The 15,588-nt window shown below is 66.9% G+C and carries 16 protein-coding genes; 6 read left to right on the top strand and 10 right to left on the bottom strand.

Translation table 11 applies throughout. The annotated features are described in order from the left end of the window. Window positions 1-2: 2 nt before the first annotated feature. The 6 genes from AC0QDI_RS10135 to AC0QDI_RS10110 all read right to left on the bottom strand — a co-directional run bounded on the left by AC0QDI_RS10135 (window position 3) and on the right by AC0QDI_RS10110 (window position 4,399). Window positions 3-596 (bottom strand): NTP transferase domain-containing protein, encoded by a 594-nt coding sequence (locus tag AC0QDI_RS10135; RefSeq protein ID WP_474668345.1) that lies wholly within the window; start codon window positions 594-596, stop codon window positions 3-5. Continuing rightward, window positions 596-1,372 carry an adenosylcobinamide-GDP ribazoletransferase gene (gene cobS / locus AC0QDI_RS10130; protein ID WP_474667752.1) on the bottom strand — a complete coding sequence of 259 codons (777 nt, stop codon included), beginning with the start codon at window positions 1,370-1,372 and terminating at the stop codon, window positions 596-598. The genes AC0QDI_RS10135 and cobS overlap by 1 nt, the downstream gene beginning before the upstream one ends. Then, a complete protein-coding gene (gene cbiB / locus AC0QDI_RS10125) occupies window positions 1,363-2,403 on the bottom strand; it encodes an adenosylcobinamide-phosphate synthase CbiB (protein WP_474667750.1) in 1,041 nt (346 codons plus the stop codon). The genes cobS and cbiB overlap by 10 nt, the downstream gene beginning before the upstream one ends. A gap of 39 nt (window positions 2,404-2,442) precedes the next feature. Continuing rightward, complete coding sequence (locus tag AC0QDI_RS10120) at window positions 2,443-3,084, bottom strand: HAD family hydrolase (RefSeq protein WP_474667748.1); 642 nt, start codon at window positions 3,082-3,084, stop codon at window positions 2,443-2,445. 191 nt (window positions 3,085-3,275) lie between these two features. Continuing rightward, on the bottom strand, window positions 3,276-3,887 hold the full coding sequence (locus AC0QDI_RS10115) for a translation initiation factor IF-2 subunit beta (protein WP_180842191.1): 612 nt from the start codon (window positions 3,885-3,887) through the stop codon (window positions 3,276-3,278). Window positions 3,888-4,003: 116 nt separating this feature from the next. Beyond that, entirely contained in the window at window positions 4,004-4,399 is a 396-nt protein-coding gene (locus AC0QDI_RS10110; protein ID WP_474667745.1) for a DUF5789 family protein, read from the bottom strand. Window positions 4,400-4,571: 172 nt separating this feature from the next. Here AC0QDI_RS10110 and AC0QDI_RS10105 point away from each other — a divergent pair, with 172 nt between their 5' ends. Continuing rightward, entirely contained in the window at window positions 4,572-4,766 is a 195-nt protein-coding gene (locus AC0QDI_RS10105; protein ID WP_474667744.1) for a hypothetical protein, read from the top strand. A 91-nt stretch (window positions 4,767-4,857) separates the two neighbouring features. Here the strand turns inward: AC0QDI_RS10105 and AC0QDI_RS10100 are convergent, their stop codons facing one another. Then, window positions 4,858-6,195 carry an aspartate aminotransferase family protein gene (locus AC0QDI_RS10100; protein WP_474667742.1) on the bottom strand — a complete coding sequence of 446 codons (1,338 nt, stop codon included), beginning with the start codon at window positions 6,193-6,195 and terminating at the stop codon, window positions 4,858-4,860. Between the two features lie 210 nt (window positions 6,196-6,405). Here AC0QDI_RS10100 and AC0QDI_RS10095 point away from each other — a divergent pair, with 210 nt between their 5' ends. After that, window positions 6,406-6,897, top strand: a complete 492-nt coding sequence (locus tag AC0QDI_RS10095; RefSeq protein ID WP_474667740.1) for an Lrp/AsnC family transcriptional regulator — start codon at window positions 6,406-6,408, stop codon at window positions 6,895-6,897. Window positions 6,898-6,909: 12 nt separating this feature from the next. Here the strand turns inward: AC0QDI_RS10095 and AC0QDI_RS10090 are convergent, their stop codons facing one another. Beyond that, window positions 6,910-8,307, bottom strand: a complete 1,398-nt coding sequence (locus tag AC0QDI_RS10090) for an APC family permease (RefSeq protein ID WP_474667738.1) — start codon at window positions 8,305-8,307, stop codon at window positions 6,910-6,912. A gap of 398 nt (window positions 8,308-8,705) precedes the next feature. On the opposite strand from AC0QDI_RS10090, the gene AC0QDI_RS10085 reads away from it, so the two are divergent. The 4 genes from AC0QDI_RS10085 (at window position 8,706) to AC0QDI_RS10070 (ending at window position 11,408) form a co-directional block, all read left to right on the top strand. After that, the gene (locus tag AC0QDI_RS10085) at window positions 8,706-9,665 is read left to right on the top strand and encodes a PGF-CTERM sorting domain-containing protein (protein WP_474667736.1); all 960 of its coding nucleotides are present in this window, start codon (window positions 8,706-8,708) and stop codon (window positions 9,663-9,665) included. 296 nt (window positions 9,666-9,961) lie between these two features. Then, a complete protein-coding gene (locus AC0QDI_RS10080; RefSeq protein WP_474667735.1) occupies window positions 9,962-10,186 on the top strand; it encodes a DUF8149 family protein in 225 nt (74 codons plus the stop codon). 253 nt (window positions 10,187-10,439) lie between these two features. Next, complete coding sequence (locus AC0QDI_RS10075) at window positions 10,440-10,868, top strand: hypothetical protein (protein WP_474667733.1); 429 nt, start codon at window positions 10,440-10,442, stop codon at window positions 10,866-10,868. A gap of 156 nt (window positions 10,869-11,024) precedes the next feature. Further along, window positions 11,025-11,408, top strand: a complete 384-nt coding sequence (locus AC0QDI_RS10070) for a hypothetical protein (protein WP_474667731.1) — start codon at window positions 11,025-11,027, stop codon at window positions 11,406-11,408. Between the two features lie 51 nt (window positions 11,409-11,459). On the opposite strand, the gene AC0QDI_RS10065 is transcribed toward AC0QDI_RS10070, so the two are convergent. Continuing rightward, a complete protein-coding gene (locus AC0QDI_RS10065; protein WP_474667729.1) occupies window positions 11,460-13,991 on the bottom strand; it encodes a DEAD/DEAH box helicase in 2,532 nt (843 codons plus the stop codon). 2 nt (window positions 13,992-13,993) lie between these two features. Further along, the gene (locus AC0QDI_RS10060; protein WP_474667727.1) at window positions 13,994-15,550 is read right to left on the bottom strand and encodes a ribonuclease H-like domain-containing protein; all 1,557 of its coding nucleotides are present in this window, start codon (window positions 15,548-15,550) and stop codon (window positions 13,994-13,996) included. Between the last annotated feature and the right edge of the window lie 38 nt (window positions 15,551-15,588).

The following is a 15,588-nucleotide window of genomic DNA, read 5'->3' as shown; positions in this document are numbered from 1 at the left end:
CGTTAGCGTCCCTCCGCGGATCGGCGCTGCAGCCGGTCGGCCGCGACGCGGGCGTCTTCGAGTCGGTTCACGTTCACCGCGAGTCGTGGATCGTAGCGTACGTCTGTCATAGTCGTGGTCGTTGAATCGTCCGTCTCGCCGACGACGTTGACCCCGGTCGGCGCGAGGTGATCGTCGGGCTCGAGTCGCGCGTCGATACTGACTCCGAGCCGCCGTTTGAGCGCCGCGGGAACGCAGACGGTTCGCGAAGCGTCGCTGTCGCCGTGCGCCGCGAGTATTCGGTCGACGACCGGCCCTTCGAGCAGCGGCAGGTCCGCGGCGACGGTCAGAATCGGCGGCGCGAGTTCGGGCCGCTCGAGGAGATCCATCAGGTCCGCCACGTAGCCCTCGCCGGGCGTTTCGATCGTCGCGACGCCGTCGCGGTCCTCGAGGTGAACCTGCGTCTCCGGCGCGTTCGGCGAGACGGCGGCGTAGATCGTCTCGACCCCGCTGTCCCGGAGTCCAGCTAGCACGCGATCGACCATCGCCGTCCCGTCGATCGGGTGAAGCGGCTTCTCGCGGGGACTCTCGAGGCGGGTTCCCTTCCCGCCGCACATCACAACAGCGTCCACGCGATCACCCCCAGGTGGACGCCGGCGACGCGACCGATTTCGTTGGCTGCTCCGAATATATCGCCGTTGAGCCCCCCGAGATGCCGGTCGGCCCAGTACCACGGGATCCCGATCCCGGCGGCGGCACCCGTGAGCGCGACCGCGACGGGGAGCGGCCGGCCCAGAGTTCCGATACCGGCGGCCGCAGCGAGGGCGACCGCTGCGGGCAGCAGGAACGACCTGGGAGTCGCCGCGTCGGTGAACCGTTTGCCCATCCCGTCGGACGCCGCGCGGCCGAAACAGGCCATCGCGGCCATCCCGAGTTTCGTGCCGACTTCAGCGCCGACCGCGACGCCGACCGCCGCGCGGACGGGAAGACCAGCCAGTCCCAGCCCGCCGAGCGCCAGCGCGGCGACGGTGATCGCGACCGCCAGTATCGCGCCGACGCCGGTAGTCGTGTCCTTCAGCACCTCCCGCCGCCGTTCGCGGTCGCCGTGGACGACGAGCGCGTCGCCCAGGTCGGCGACGCCGTCGAGGTGGTGGATCCCCGTCACGGCGTACACCGACAGCAGGTATCCCAGCGCGACGGTCGGGGCTGCGAGCGTTTCCGCGGCGAGTAGCGGGATCGCCGCTATCGATCCTGCCACGAGGCCGACGATCGGAAACGCCGCCGGCGTCGCCCGGAAGGCCTCCCAGTCGCCGTCGCGGTAGCCGACTGGAAGTCGCGTCAGAAATCCGAGCGCGCCGCGAACGGCACCGATCCAGCGACCGGTCACCGCCATGTCGCACTCACCTCCGCGATCAGTCGTGGGACCGAGTCGATATCCGGCCCGCCGATCACCGGGAGGACGAGCCCGACGGCCGCTCCGCGGGCGGACTCAAGTCCCTGTCCCGTCTCCGAGACGAGCACGGCGAGCGCCACCGCGATGACGACCGAGACGACGGCCGCCCGCCCGACGACTGAGACGGCTCGCTCGCCGTCCGCCAGCGTCGGGAGGTCGGCGTCGGGGTTGAGCGCGTAGACGCCCGGTTTCTCGAGCCGAACCGAGAGCGCGCAGGCGAGCGTCGCCATCGGCCAGCCGGAGTTCGGCGACGGCGGCACGCGCGCCCACCGTCGGGCGCGACCGAGAGCGAGCGGGTCGGCCGCGGCGACGGCGATCGCGCCGGCCGCGATCCGTGCGGGCAGGAACATGACGAGGTCGTCGAGCCGCGCGCTTCCGGTGCCGATCGGTTTCGAGGGGTAGCCGAGCATCGAATCCAGCGTGTTGACGCCCTTGACCCACGCGGCGACCGCCGCGGCGGCCGGGAGCGACACCGGCGCGAGTACTGCGAAGGGGAGGAGGGTCGCGACGAGCCCGTCCGCGAGGTTCTCGGCCGCGCTCTCGACGGCCCCACTGCGAAGCTCGCCGGCCGAGAGGGTCGACGCGTCCCGGCCGACCAGTCCCCTGACTCGCTCGCGAGCCGTCTCGAGGTCGCCCCCGGTCGCCGCGACGACGTCCGCGGTGAGCTCGAGTAACGAGCGGAGGCTGATCGTCAGGAAGAGGATCAGCGCGGCGGCGATCCCGCCGGCGGTCGGGTGAACCGTCGTCGCCGCGAGGACGCCACCGCCCGCGATACCGGCGGGAACGAGCGGGGCGAGGACGGCGATCACGACGCCGGCTACCCGCTGGCCGCGCTCGGTCTCGCTCCACTCCCGGTCGAGGGCGTCGACGAGCCGGCCGAACCAGGCCACCGGATGGGCGGCGGTCGGCGGCTCGCCGAGCAGGAGATCGAGGCTGAACGCCAGCCCGATGACCGAAAGCGTCGTCAGCACGTCGCGGCCCCCGCCATGCTGCCAGGGGAATGTGACCGCTCAGTCATGACTGCTGCGTTCGGCGATCGTCGCCAGTCGCGCCGGCACGTCCGCGAGCGACAGGTCCTCGAGCACCAGCGCCGTTCCGCCGACGGCCTCGATCCCGCCGTCGGCCTCCGGATCGTCGCCGACGTGGACCAGATCGGCGGGGGCGACGCCGAGTTCGTCGGCCGTCAGTTCGAAGATCTCCGGGGCGGGCTTGCGCCAGCCGCAGCCGACGCTCGTCACGATCGCGTCGAAATCGTCGCGCTCGAAGTCGGACCTGACGAGCGTCCGCCCGACCAGCTCCGGGACGCTGCAGTTCGAACAGATCGCGACCGGCCCCCGCTCGCGGGCGGCGTCGACCGCCTCGAGCGCCCCGGATCTGGTTTCGACAACCGGATCGAACGCGGCGACGACCGCGCGTCTGGTCGCGTTGTGCTCGTAGTCGACGCCGCGACTCGCCAGCGCGCGGGAGACGTGAGCCGGAAGCGGGACCTCCGCACCGTCGGGCGCATCGACGTGTGGTTCCGCGTAGACGTCGGCCCAGTCGTTGGGCACCGCCACGTCCCGCTTTGCGAGTTCGGTCGCGACGGCTGCGGCCGGATCGTCCGGCCGGTCGGCGGTCACGAGCGTCCCGAAGAGGTCGAACGATACTCCCATAGAACTGTGACTAGAACAAATTGACTTTAATTTCTCGGTCCGACGATGCGGGTCGGCACGTCGCGCAGTCGACCGCTCGAGCCGAACGGGCGCGGACTCGAATCCGTTTCATCCGGACTGCTGTCAGTCATTTCCGGTGCGACCGCGAGACGGCCGACGGTCGCACCGGTACATCGGTACAGCGGACCGTCTCAGTCGAGTCGGGCGAACGCGAGGTTGCCGGAGATGTTCTTGATGTAAATCTCCACGACGTCGCCCTCCTCGGCACCGGGGACGAAGATCGTGTAGCTCCCCTTCTCCGCGACGCCGTCGCCCTTTCGGCCCGTACCGGTGATCTCGACCGTGTAGGTCTGGCCCTCCTCGACGGCGTCTTGCTGTTGTTGCTGCTGGCTGCTGGTCGAGCGCTTGGTGACCGGTCGGAACGCACCGCAGGCGTCACAGCGCAACATCGGCGTTCGGTCCTCGCGGACGAGGCGCGTGTCCGGTAGGCCACACTCCGAACAGAGGACGTACTCGTCGACGTAGGCGTCGATCGCCGCGCTGAGGTCTGTCTGCGAGAAGGTCCCGTTGTACCGACCGCGGCCGTTCTCGAGTTTGCCGCTGGTCCCCAGTTCGCGCTGGATGAACCGGTGGAGATGTTCCGTGTCCCGCGAGAGCACGTCGGCGATCTCGTCGAGATTCGTGACGCGCGTAAACGCACCGTCCTTCTGGGGCTGCGGGTCGGGGATCTGTAGCCGCTCTTCGTCGCCCCCGATATCGGGGACGTCCTCCATCGCTCGGTCGAGACTCGCTTCGTAATCCATACGCGAGAACAGGTGTTGGGAACGTAAATCCGTTCTGCTATCACGATCCGCCCGGTGACTCGGCGACGGTAGTGGTACGGGTAGTGGAACGGATCGATGCGGTGAGATCCCGCTGATCAGTACGTGCTGTCGTCGCTCTCGCCGAGCGATCCCTCGTTCCCCTCGTACTCATCGGTCAGTTCTTCGAGATCCCGTTCGGCGTTGGCCTCGTTGGGACTCCCGGCCTCGCCGGTGAGCTCGCCGTAGGCCGCCTCGCGGACCGCCTCCGGAGAGTCGTACTGCTCGTCGGCCAGCCGGTCGAAGACGCTGCCCAGCGATTCCGTCTCGTTGGGCATGTCGATCGGCTGGTCGGCGTACTCCGAGGCGAGTTCCTCGCTCGTCACCGGATACTCCATCTCGCCGAGGTGGCGTTCGACGTCCTCGAGGATCGATTCCGTCTGCTCGGCCCGCTCGGACTTGCGCTGTTCGGCGCGATCCTGCGCGCGGTCCCGGTTCGGTCCGTCGTCGTTCATAGACGGAGCTATCGGGACCCGTCGGAAAAGCGGTCGGCCGGCGCTCGCGGGGCCCGTTGCGGCCGACCGTCACTCCCGATCGGTGTTGTTACGATCAGGGTGACAACCCTGCTGTCACTCGGCTCCTCACGGCGAGTACTTGTGCTCGCTTTCCCGACGTTCCACCGGCGATATGGACGATAGCGACGACAATCGACGAACGATCGCCGCGTGCAAACAGTGCGGGTCGCTCTACGCGGCACTCGAACTATCCGAAGACAAGATTCGACCGATCGGTCGAAGGGACGGCTGTCGGTGCGGCGGAACGGATTTCACCGCCGTCGACGATTCGATGTCGGATCTCTCGCTCGAGGACACCGACGAGTAAGGAGCGCAATCTCACGAACGTGGGGCGGGAAAACTGGATTACTGTCCCGGGTCCCTTCGGGACGGCCGCGGCCGACTCTCAGGCGGGTAACTCACCGAGCGACCGTCTCGAGCGCCGTCCGGAGCTCGTCGACGGCGTACTCGAGTTGATCGCGTGTAATCGTCAGCGGCGGCTGGAAGCGCATGACGTTCTTGTGGTAGCCGCCGACGCCGATCACGACGTTCGACTCCTCGCGGAGGTGCTCGCTTACGGCCGCTGCGAGATCGCCGTCCGGTCGCGGGGCGACGTTCTGCGGTCCTAGTGTGCCCGGCTCCACGAGTTCGATGCCGCGCATCAGTCCGAGGCCTCGCGCCTGCCCGACGACGTCGTACTCGTCCTCGAGACCTGCGAGCTCGGACTCGAGCCACTGTCCCTGCTCGCGGGCGTCGTCGACGATGCCGTCTTGCAGTTCGTCGATCGTCGCCAGCGCGGCGGCGCAGGCGACGGGGTTGCCGCCGAACGTCGAGAGGTGATCGCCGGACTCGAAGGCGTCCGCGATCTCTTCGGAGGCGGTGAACGCGCCGAGTGGCAGTCCGTTCGCGATCCCTTTCGCCTGCGTCAGTATGTCGGGCTCGACGTCGAAGTGGGTACTCGCGAACAGCTCGCCGGTTCGACCGTAGCCGGTCTGGACCTCGTCGGCGATGAGCAACGCGCCGTGGTCGTGGGCGATTTCTCGCACTCGCTCGAGCCAGCCCGCCGGCGGAACGACGATCCCGGCTTCGCCCATGACGGGCTCGACGACGACCGCCGCGAGATCCCCGCTGGTGTGCGAGCCGATGATCCGCTCGAGTTCCTCGGCACAACTGGCGTCGCACTGGTCGCCGTCACAGCGCGGACAGCGGTAGCCGTACGGCGGCGCGGTGTGGGCGACGTCGTTGAGCGTCGGGGCCATCCCCTGCTTGTAGGCCTTGTTCCCCGTCAGCGCCAGACTGCCGAGGGTGCGGCCGTGAAAGCCCATCTCGAGGGCGATTACTTCCTTCGAACCGGTGTACTTCCGTGCGAGTTTGACGGCCCCCTCGACGGCCTCCGTCCCGGAGTTACAGAAGAAGCTCTTCTGAAGGTCTCCCGGCGTCACCTCGGCGATCCGTTCGGCGAGGTCGGCGACGGGCTCGTTCGGATGGACGTACGAACAGCCGTGGACGAACTCCTCGAGTTGGTCTTTCGCGGCGTCGACGACGGCGTCGTTGCCGTGGCCGACGTTCGTCACCGAGATGCCGGAGAAGACGTCGAGGTACTCGTTGCCCTCGAAGTCCTCGAGCGTACACCCCGAGGCCCGTTTCACCGGCACATCGAGCGATTTCCAGATCGGCATTAGATGTTCGTCGTACGCCGACACGACGGCCGAATTCGACTGCGCCCCGTTCGGAGGTCCTGATTGTTGTTCGGACATAGCTACTTTATCTACACCGTATCCTATTAAATCATACTTCTTTGGATATGTGACAGTATAAATCGAATTATCCAAACGGGGTGCGCTGCTAGTTTGATCGGGTCGCACGGATCCTCGCGATCGACAAGCTATCGAACCAAATCCAACTTTGGGCCGAGTACGGGTTTCGTATTCGAATGGTGTTTATCGGCGGGTTCCCTTACGCGAGATATGGACGAACGAAATATCCGCATTCTGCAGGCCGTCGCGGATCTGGGGACCGGCAGTCCGGACGAAATCTCCGAGTACACCGATATTCCGAAGTCGACCGTCCACTATCGACTGACGAAGCTCAAAGAGGACGGGATCGTAACGGACGACCTGTTCGACGTCGACCTCGAGAAACTGGGCCTCGAGATCACGGTGATCTCGGAAGTCATCGCGGAATACGAGGAGCAGTATCACGACGAAGTCGGTGAGAAACTCGCCGCCATCGAGGGGGTCAATCAGGTCTACTTCACGATGGGGGACACGGACTTCGTCGTCATCGCCCACCTGTCGGACCGCGAGATGGTGCAGCGACTCATCAGCGACTACGAGATGATCGACGAGATCGTCCGAACGAGTTCGCAGTTCGTCGTCGAAACCGTCAAAGACGAGCCCCATCCGCTGAACGACTTCGAGTTAGAGACGTTAGTGGAGACCACGACGGACTCCGACTGATCGCTCGAGGGGCTACTCGAGTTCTTCCATCTCCAGATCCGTCACGCCGACCTCCGAGTCGGTCGAGGAGACGCTGTACAGGACGACGCCCAGGAGCGCCCAGCAGAGAACGATCAGCCACTCGTAGGGCCACAGGAGCGCGGACGGGCCGCCGGGCAAGTAGAGACCGATGAATCCGAGCGTCAAGACGAGTGCGGCGGCGCCGAACGCGTAGCCGAACGGGAGTTTGAGCGGTCGATCCAGGTCGGGTTCGTTGCGCCGAAGCACGAAGAAGGAAACGACCACGAAGAACCACGCGACGACGAGACCGAGCCCGCTCGCGTTGACGATCCAGACCAGCATCTGCTCGCCGAACAGCGGCGCGAAGACGGAGAGCCCGCCGATGAGGACGACGGCCGTCGACGGCGTGTTGTACTCCGGGTGAATCGTGCTGATTCGCTTCGGAATCATCCCGGAGTCGGCGAGTGCGAAGACTGCACGACTGGCACCGAGGAGGAACGAATTCCAGCTCGTGAGGACGCCCGCAATCCCCGCCAGCGCCATAATGCGACCGATTAGCTGGCTGTCGAAGATCGTTTCCATCGCCGCGGCGGCGGGCAGCGGGCTCTCGACGAGTGCGGAGCCGGGCATCGCCTGCCCGGACGCCCAGATGACGCCGATGTAAAACAGGGCGGCCAGCGTGACGGAGGCCGGAATGAGAAGACCGATGAGGCGGGGAGCTACGTCCGCCTCCTCCGCGGATTGGGGAATGACGTCGAATCCGACGAACATGAACGGCGTCATGATCGCGACCGTGGCTACCCCCGTCGCACCGACGTCTGACAGCGGCGGGTTCGGCTGTGACTGGCCGTTCAGAACGGCCCCGACGGCGAGCATGAGTCCGGCCAGCGCGATGACGAGCGTCAGTATCGTCTGGAACTGCGCCGCGGGTTTCACGCCGCGATAGTTGAGCGCCGTCATCACGACCGCACCGATACCCCCGACCAGTATCCAGGACGCGTACACCGGTTCTCCGGCCACCGACCAGAGCTCGAGTACGTTAAATCCCGGAACGATGTACGCCATCGCGGACGGCAGCGCGATGACTTCGAACACGACGACGCCGACGTATCCGAGGACGAGCGACCACGTACACACGAACGATCCGACCGGGCCGAGCGCCCGAAGGCTGTACACGTGCTCCCCGCCGACGAACGGCAACGCGGAGGCGAGTTCGCCGTAAATCAGGCCGACGATACAGACCATGATCGCCCCGACGACGAATCCGAGAACCGAGCCGGCCACGCCGGCTTCGTCGATCCAGAACCCCGTTTGGATGATCCATCCCCAGCCGATCATCGCGCCGAACGCGAGCACGAAGAGGTCCTTTTTCGTCAGGATCTGCTCGAACTTTCTGGTATCTTCTCCCATACCACATGCTGCTAGATAGTGGGTGTTAAACTTAATCAATTCCCCATCTTTCGGACAGTGTACATTTCATCCTGGTTTTGATGGACCATATCCGATAATAGTCGTGGCCGCTAATTTGGAACGATCCGGCTGCGTTACTGCGATGACGCCGAGCGAGAACCGTTCCGAACGAGCGATCCACAACCGTCCAGTAACGGGTGCGTTGTACACGGTACAGGGAGTCAAACGGCCGCCTACTGGAGGTAGCGACCACCTACCACGGAAGTACGCGGCTCATATATAGAACGGGGAACCCGGTACCCCAGTCCGATGACCGATATCATCGAACGACAGTCGTCGCTGCAGAACAGTCACAGGATCGATAACCCGGCGATCGAACTCGGTGACGTGGCGTAACCATGTCCGGACTACGGGGATCTCGAGGACCGATCCCGAGCGGGCGACGCGGACTCCTCGCTCTCGGCCTCGGACTGGTCGTGATCGCCAGCCTCGTCGCGACGGGTGTCGCGGGGACGGCCGCGGGCACCGTCGCCCAGGATTCGAACGGGACCGTCTCGGAGGAAGCGTACGTCGAACCCGCGCCGGAGCCGGGGGATCCCTACTTCGAGGCGGCGGCGAGCGACGGGAGCTGGGTCAGTTACGAGAACCCGCGCGACGAGTATCGCAGTCCGTACCTCGGGGACGGCTCCGGGAAGGTCTGCGTTACGCTGGTCAACGAAAACGGCGACCCGGTCGTCGGCGAGTCGGTTCCGAACACGTCCGTGACGATTCCGACGAACGACGTGACGAGTTGGCACTCCGACGCCGACCCGATGACCGTCGACTTCCCCCTGACGGACAACTACGACCGGCCGCTCGACGCCGACCAGTTCGGAACGAGCCCGGACGTCGCGCAGGGCGACGGCTACATGGATTCCCACTGTATCGAGATGCACGGCCACCCCGAGGACGCGACGATCGAGTACGGCGAAGCGGAGATCAGCGGCGAACACGCCGACAGGATCGACGTGGCCGGCTACATTCAGCAGGTTCCCGAAGGGGACGGCTGGGATACCGACATCGACCCGGTAACCGCCGCGGAATCCTACGAGGAAGCCGGTGGCGGCTGGACCTACGAGACCGAGGCCTCTCACGGACAGGTCGTCGTCGTCCTGCAACTCGACGCACCGGCCGACGAGCGCTTCGATCCCGGCGGGTCGAACGGCACCGATCCGTCGAAGAACGACTCGAGCGACTCCCTGCAGGAGAACGACACCCAGTCCGTCTCGGAGGAGGGAGGGGACGAGATGCCCGGATTCGGCGCGTTCGCGGCCGTGGTCGCGCTGTCGGTCGCCGCCCTCGCTCGACACCGACGGTAACGCCGGCCCGCCGGTACTTCGGACCCAGTCGCCGGAGACTCGTCACACCGGCGACGCGGAGACCGATAGCGGACGGTCCCCGGTACGGTTTCGAACCCGACGACTCGGAGAAAGAGAGGGAACGGCGACGGCTGTCGCCGGGACCCACGCAGCTCTCGCGTCCTAACGGGTGAACGGATCGGGCGGAACAACCCGCCGGTCCGGTTGTCGACCGATTTCGAAGTCCGTCGACGCGATCGTGTCGGACGGGAAGCGAACCAATGAGGCTTTGACGATCGGCGCGAGACACACGACAAATGACGAACACAAACGAGTCGGACGAGGACGCTCCGCGCGTCCCGGTCGTGTGTCCTGGCTGCGAAACGACCTCCCGCGTCCCCCTGTCGGAGCTCGCCGACGCCATCGACCGACACAACGAGCAGCTTCACGACGGCGACGACGTCGCCGCGGTGGATCCCGACATCGCCGATCAGATCGCGAACCTGGCCGCGACCGACCTCGGGCTTCTCGAGGACGACTGACGACGGATCCCGCCGACTCGAGTGCGCTCGAGCGGGTGGGAGAGACCCTTACTCGACCGCCCCGAGTGTCTCGGAGTTTTCGTGTCTCGCATCGCTCGTCGACGAGGAATCATCGATCAGAGAGATGGTATAAAACCTCGAGATGAACGCGCAAAATTCCGTCGAGATCCGGCTTGTGTGGTTATATTTCTCCAGATCTTACCGTTAGTTCAGTGAGAAGGTTTATACTGTCATACTCGCCTCTGTCCACCATATGAGACGCGAGAACGCGACGGGAGACCGCGACGACGGCCGTGTCGCCGCGGAATCGGTAGACAGTGGCAGTACACCGTTCCAGACGGAGACGCCGGCGACAGCGACCATCGCGGCGACGAGATCGTCGTCGAACGCGACCGACGCGAACGGCGACCGGCCGAACGTGCTGACGATCATCGGGCAGGGGACGCCCTCGAGTTTCGAACTCACCGTCGACGGCGCGATCGAGCTGGCCGACGAGGAGCGGGGTGCGAACGTGACCGTCCTCTCGGGCACCACCGTCGAAGGGACGATCGAGAGCGGAACGGTGACGTTCCGATTCACCGGCGACCTGACGGACGTCACGTTCGTCGATCGCGGAATCACGGGGCACGAACCGGCCGCGATTCCGAACGTTCACGTCGATTACGCCGTCCCGGAGGAGTAACGACCAGCGGCGAGGCCTGCCGGTCACTGCTGTCCCTCTCACTCGACGGGGTCGAGCCGTTCGCGGGTATCTGTCCCGGTCACGACGCCACCGATCGCGTGACGGGCCTCGAGCGATTGGGAAACACATTCCCCCGAGGAGGTCGTCTCGCTATTCATGGACGATCCGACGACCGACGATCCGGCGGAGCCGGCGGCGGGTGCCGACGAGTCCGAAACCGGTGCCCAGGACCCGGAATCCGGTACCGACGAGTCCGAGAGCGAAACGGAAGCGAACGCCGAAGCGGAGACGGACGCCGAGTGGATGGAACCCGCGGACAAGCCGATCCTCGAGTTCCTCCGGTCCGAAGACGCCTTCGAACCGAACCAGATCGACGACGAGGGGCTCGCTCCGGCCAGGTACGCGGCCTATCGATGCCGCGAACTGACCAAGTACGGGCTCCTGACCAAACACATGCCCGGCGTCTACGAGGTGTCGGAGCTGGGCGAACGGTATCTCGAGGGGACGCTCGACCCGAGCGAGCTCGAGTCCGAAACGTAGGATCGGTCACGGTCTCTCGACGGCCGCACGCGACGGAATTCGTTCCAGCGGCTACGAGACCGACGCGGGCGGTCGACGCTCGGTCCCGTCCTCGAGAACGGGTTCCGACCGCGAGAGCAACGCGGCCGGATCGACCTCGCCGAGCAAGGCGTCGATCACGTCCGCCGCCGCGGGCGCGTACAGCGGCCGGTTGTCGTTGCCACAGCGATCGTCCATGAGACAGGCGGGACACCCTTCGTCGCGCCCGCACGGGCAGTCGGTCATCAGGTCTCGCGCCCGGCGGGCGACCGCCTCGTACTCCTCGTAGATGCGCCGGGAAAAGCCCAGTCCGCCCTCGACCCCGTCGTAGATGAACCAGCCGCTCGCGTCGCCCCCGTCGGGGAGCCGGTTGGTCGCGAGGCCGCCGAGATCCGCGGCGTCGACGGTCAACTCGAGCGGCGAGACGGCGATCATCGCGTGCTCGATGGCGTGGATGCCGCCGAGGTAGCCGTGGAGTCGCGGCGGCAGCTCCTCGCAGTCGTCGTTGTGATAGTCGCTGTGAGCGGCCGTCACCGCCCGTTCGACCTCGTCGGGGACTTCGGCCCAGCACAGTTGCGTTCGCATCTCCAGGGGCGGGACGCCCGTCTCGAGCCCCACCGTGAGAACGTCGCCGGTCCCGATCTCCCGTTTCGTGAAGGTGTCGTGGTGGACCGTGACCGTTCCGTACCCCCAGTTGAGACGGAAGGGGCCGACGTCGCGGGACTCGCGGACCTCGGTGTCGTAGATCGTCGTCCGGCGCTGGGACTGGGTGTAGTAGTCGACGTCGACCGACTCGAGCGTGACGTACGGTTGCGGTCGATCCTCCCGCAGTTCGACGACCTCGTACTGATCGCCTTGGTACAGCACCGTCGCGCCCTCGTGGTAGTCCCGATAGGCGCGCGCTTTGCCGATGGGCTGGTGGCCGATGGTTTCCTCGCCGGCCAGCCGCACCTCGAAGGCGTTCCCGCCGGAGGCGTAGAGATCGATCTCGCTCTGTGGCCGGTCGCGGTGGGCGTACGTGACGCCGCCCGCGAGCGAGCCCTCGAAGTCCCCCGTCCGTCGACCGTACTCGACGGCTTGTTCCAGTCTCTCGATCCCGCCGAACCGGTCCGCGTCCTCGCGGCGCAGCGGCAGTTCCTGAGCGGCACAGCGCAGATGCTGGAGGTAGACCGGGTTGTTCGCGAGGTCGACGACCGCGCTCTCGGGTGCCTCCTCGAGGAGGTACTCCGGATGGCGCAGGATGTACTGGTCTAGCGTCGAGTGGCTGGGAACGAACACGGAGAGCGCCTCTCGCTCGTCGCGCCCCGAGCGGCCGAGGCGCTGCCAGAACGACTGTCTGGAGCCGGGATACCCCATGAGGATCGTGCCGTCGATCCCGCCGACGTCGATGCCGACCTCGAGCGCACTGGTCGTCGCGACGCCGTCGAGGGCTCCGCTTTTGAGCCGGCTCTCGGTCCCTCGCCGGGACCGCTTTCCGTGACCCGCGTTGTACGCCGCGAGGTCGGCGGTTCCTCGGTAGGGCAACGTGGGGTTCTCGAGGTACTCCCGCGCGCGCCCGACGGCCAGCTCCGTCTGCTTGCGCGAATCGCAGAACAACAGCGAGGGGACGCCGTGATAGCAACAGTGCGCCCAGACCTCGGCGGCCTCGACGGTAGCGGGGCGTTTGCTCGACGACCACTCAGTATCACTATCACCGCTCCCGTCTTCGTACTCGCCCCCACCGCCGTCCGTCGGCGGGTCCCAGAACGCGAGGTGGCGGCGACCGCTGGGCGAGCCGTCCTCGTCGATCACCGTCGCCGGCTCACCGGTCAGCGCGCGGGCGTGTTCGGCCGGGTTGCCGATCGTCGCGGTCGTCAGCACGTACTGCGGGTCGCCGCCGTACCAGTCGATCAGCCGCCGGGCCCGCCGGAGGATCCGGGCGGCGTGCATCCCGCTGATTCCCGTCCACGAGTGCGCCTCGTCGATCACGATCAGTTCGCACTCCGCGTGGAACGCTGCCCAGCGGTGGTGGCCCTCGAGGTACTGGTTCAGTCCCGCGAAGTTCGTGATGACGACGTTCGCCTCCTCGCGGATGCGGGCCTTTGCCTCGCGTTTCGTGTCGCCGTCGTAGACGCCGACCGTGACGTCCAGCCCGAGCGAATCGAAGAGATCGTTGAGCTCCCGCTCCTGGTCGCGGCTGAGCGCCTTCGTCGGATAGACGAGCAACGCGCGCACGTCCGGATTCTCCCGAAAGCGTCGCGCGATGTGCAACCCGTAGACGTAGGTCTTCCCGGAGGACGTCGAGGTCGCGACGCAGACGTTCTCGCCGTCGGCCAGCGCCTCGAGCGCTTCGGCCTGGTGGCTCCAGGGGTCGACCGCGAGCGTCGCCGCGATGTCGGCGGGCAACACCTCGCGGGCGGGAACGTGACTGGCCGGCTCGGCCGGCAGCGTGAACCGTTCGTGAAGCTGTCCGTGGTAGCGACGCGACGGAAAGGTGTCGCGTAGCTCCGCGCCGGTCAGTGCGAGACCGTCCGCTCCGGTGCTGTCCTCCCCGTCGGTCAAATCGTCGATGTCGTCGGTTGGCATAGTCAGAAGTCGGCGAGGCCGGTCTGCGTCGTCGAGTCGTCGGTCGATCGCTCCCGCTCCGTCTCCGCTCCGCCGGTCTCCGCCGCTGCTCTGCACGTCTCCGCAGTTGCTCTCTCCGCCTCGAGCGGGGCCGCCGCGATCGCCTCGGCGACCGCGGCCAGTTCCCGGACGTCCGCCTCGCAGTACTCCCGGGCGGCCGCCCAGTCGATATCCGGTCCCGCCGTGTCCTCCGTCGCGGCTGGGACATCGTCAGCTCCGGCACCCGATGGCTGCTCGCTCTCGAGCAGCCGCCGGATCCGCTCCGCGAGGCTCTTCCCGTCGAGGGCCGCCGCGGGTCCCGAGCGGTCGCAGCCCAGCGCCTCGGCCACGTCCTCGAGTCGGTTCGTTCGACCCGGCAACACGGCGTGTTCGCGTCGCACTGCCCAGTCGTAGAGGTCGTACGTGAAAACGCTCTCCTGCCAGAACTCACGGAACTCGGACACGTCGCGGGCAATGAACCGCTCGAGGTGTTTGTAGTCAAACGCGTGGCCGTTCCACGCGACCAGCGACGGCGCGTCGTACTCGGCGGCCAGCCACGAGACGAACTCGCGGGTCGCCGCGCCCGGATCGTCGCGGGACGGATCGGTGTCGACGAAGTCCACGTACGCGTCGCGGTCGGGATCGTAGACCCCGATCAGCCAGATGATCGTCGGTTGCAGCCCGTCGGTTTCGATGTCGACGAACAGCGGCGTCGCGGACTCGGCTGCCGGCGGAACCGGTTCGTCGGTGCGGCGGACGACGCGTGACTCCGCGAGCGAGCGTGCGCTGTGGCTGATCGCTCGAGCCCTCGACGCGCCGATCCCGTCGATCGCGCGGAGGTCCGCCTCGGCGGCCTCGGCGACGGCCGCGCGCGTCTCGTACCCGTTCGTTCGGAGTCGCGCTGCCGTCGTCGGCCCGACGTGAGACAGCGCTCGCAGCCCGAACCGGTCGGCCGGGGCCGACGAGACCGCCACCGAACCGCGTCGATCGCAGGTGAGACAGGCGAGTTCGACCGCGCCGGAGCGACGCAACGGGGCGGCTCCCCGAACCGGTATCCTGACCGGCCCCCCGTCGACGGTCGGTTCCCAGACGTGATCATAACTCGCCTCGAGCGCGCCGGTCAGTACGGTCGCCGTCCCGCTCGCTCGCGACTGGTAGCGGGCGATCGACTCGCGGCCGGCGAGGGTCGCCTCCAGCATGACGGCGTCGGTCGTCGGCTCGATATCGTCGCAGACGACGTACTCCGCGGTCTCCGTCTCGTCGTCGGGACGGTCCTCGAGCAGCGCCGCCGACCCCGCGAAAACGAACGCGATACCGGCGACCGTCTCCGTCCGAACGTCGGCGGGACCGGCGGCGGAGACGACCGGCCCGTCGAACGCGCGGCGAAGGCGGCTCACGACGCGGACGTCCGACGACTCGCGGACGACGTAGACGAGGTCCGGATCGAAGTACTCGAGCGCGTCTCGCAGCGCTGTGTCGTCCAGTTCGGCGACGGCGTCACAGCGCAGCGCCAGCAGGTCGGCACCGTCCTCGTCGGACATAGAAGGGGAATACGAGCGAGCGATGATAAGCGTTCGCG

It is taken from the genome of Natrinema sp. LJW11 (assembly GCF_056135975.1).
The sequence above is the reverse complement of the archived record's forward strand: the minus strand, read 5'-3'. Positions and strand labels throughout refer to the sequence as shown.